Genomic DNA, 2,331 nt, shown 5'->3' with positions numbered 1-2,331 from the left:
AGAAGCAGCCTAGTCTCTAAGTCAAGGCTGTAGAAGCCCATTGATCGACACGGAGTGGCGTCGATGGGTAGTTCACTTTGTCTCAGTGCTAAATAACTATTACGTTTTTAACTTATTAAGTTCTGAGTCTTGTTGCGCAACTAATTTATTAAGTACTTCACTGCTGTCGCCTGCTTGTGAAGATAAATCAGATAGCTGCGAAGCCGCGTCTGATATCAGCGTTAAATTACGGTTTATTTCTTCGCTCACTAAGCTTTGCTCTTCAGCTGCGGTAGCAATATGCGTAATTTGATTGGTAATTTCGTCCACTTTAATTACCACGCTGTGCAGTGCATCAAACGCTACTGAAGTTTCATCAACTGCACTTTGTGCCCGTACTACGCCTTTTTCGATAACCGTTGAGGCATTACCTACTTCAAGCAACAAGCTATCAATTAATCGACTAATATCATCGGTTGATGAGCGCGTTTTTGACGCCAGTGCACGCACTTCGTCTGCAACAACCGCAAAGCCTCGACCATGATCACCCGCTCGTGCAGCTTCAATTGCAGCATTTAGCGCAAGTAAATTGGTTTGCTCTGAAATAGTACGAATAACATCTAAAATTTGCGTTATGTCGTTACTGCGCGATGCCACTTTTTGCACCGCTTGGTTAGCTTCTTTAATTTCCTCAGACATGGTTTTAACTTGGCTCATGGCTGATGACAAACTCGTTTCACTGCTTACCACTAAGCTATTAATTTCACCCGCTTGTTGCGCCGATTGTTCTGATGCGCGAGCAACTTCAAGCGCAGTTGCGCTCATTTCATTCATTGCGGTAACTACGCTTTCAATTTCGTGAAACTGCGCCTGTACATTATGTTTAGTATCAATAGCAATATGCTGGGCAATTTCACCTTGCTGCTTAGTTTGATCAGACACATCTTTTAGCTGTGCAATTAACACTCTAAGCTTAGTTAAAAATCGATTAAAGCCATCGGCTAATGCAATTAGCTCTGCATGCGACTCTACATGCAGCGTATGGGTTAAGTCGCCCTCCGAGCTGGCAAGGTTATCAACGCGTTGCTGAATTTGCTGCAGTGGAGCAACAATACTGCCAATAACTAGCTTCATAACAATAAAAGCAACAACTGCAATTGCTAAACCGGTTATTAAAATAATAACCCCTAGTGACTGCGCAGTTTGCTGCATGTTTTGCGAAAGAGCTTGCGGCCCTGCCAGTGCAAGCTCTGCTGGTACTTCTATAATTAACGACCACTGCCTATTAGCAAGCTTAATATTAATTGGGTAATTAACTAAATACTGATCGTTAGCTTTAAAAATACCACTGTGATCTTTTAGCTTTTCTAAATTATTAATCGTTACTGCGTTAACAGCTTCTTTAAAAGGACGCCCTAATTTAGATTTATAATGGCTGCTACCAACCACTAACCCCAAATCACTCAGCAAGGTTACTTTTGCTTTGCCATTATAAAGTTGCTTAGAAAGCTGCTCTGTCATGGTTTGAAATGTAGGTAGTGTTAAGTCAGCGCCAGTAATACCAATAAACTGCCCTGATTTTAAAATAGGCACTGTTAAAGACGTTAGCATAACCGAATCGCCAGAGGGAATTTCGTATAGGTAGGGTTCCATAATACACGGCTTAAGTGTGTCTTTAGCACATAAATACCAATGTGCCTCTCGAATACCAAACTCGTTAAGTGTTGTAATGTATTTATCTGCGGCGTTAGCTACTTTTTGCTGTTCAATAACACCGTTTTCGTCGCGGGTAATATATACTTCAAGTGTGCCAGCACCATCAACAGAATGTTTATAACCTTGCTGAAAGTAGGCGTCTTGGCCGTCAAAAGCGTTGGCTTCAAACTGTGAGTACACCGATGATAAAAGAGTGTTTTTTTCAATAATAGCGTGGTTAATACTTACCACTGTATCTCGGTTTAAGCTATTTTGCTGGGCTGCGTCGCCAAGTAATGCTGCCAATGTATAAGGAATTCGGTAGGCTTCGTTAATAAACCCAGCTATTCTTTCACCGTAAACAGCCGCGTTTGCATTAAGTTTTTCTTCTACTTCAGCAACTATATATTCTTCAGACTTGGCCGCTAAATCTTTATTACTTAATGACAACTGCCACCATAAAATACTAGACAGTACTAATACAGTTATAAATATACTGCCCACTGAGAGCCACAACAACTTTTTTGCTAACGCTATTTCCCGCATTCATCACACCCTTTAATTAATTAACGTATATAGTTTAGGGGCTGTTGATCTTTGTAGTACATATATCAATCAGCCCACATTGGTAGCCACATCATAGTAAATGCTAAAGCG

At 40.9% G+C, this 2,331-nt stretch carries 1 protein-coding gene; it reads right to left on the bottom strand.

Features of this window, described 5'->3' with window-relative positions:
• Positions 1-99: 99 nt before the first annotated feature.
• Entirely contained in the window at positions 100-2,220 is a 2,121-nt protein-coding gene (locus AAEZ18_RS18200; RefSeq protein WP_350595471.1) for a methyl-accepting chemotaxis protein, read from the bottom strand.
• Between the last annotated feature and the right edge of the window lie 111 nt (positions 2,221-2,331).

Source organism: Pseudoalteromonas sp. 19-MNA-CIBAN-0066, assembly GCF_040308705.1.
In the GTDB taxonomy this organism is placed as follows: Bacteria; Pseudomonadota; Gammaproteobacteria; order Enterobacterales; family Alteromonadaceae; genus Pseudoalteromonas; species Pseudoalteromonas nigrifaciens.
Note: the sequence above shows the minus strand (reverse complement) of the source record. Positions and strands in the feature narration are given on the sequence as shown.

What these genes read in the sequence shown, in the direction of transcription:
- AAEZ18_RS18200 (WP_350595471.1), bottom strand. Translation starts at nt 2,220, where the DNA reads ATGCGGGAAATAGCGTTAGCAAAAAAGTTGTTGTGGCTCTCAGTGGGC.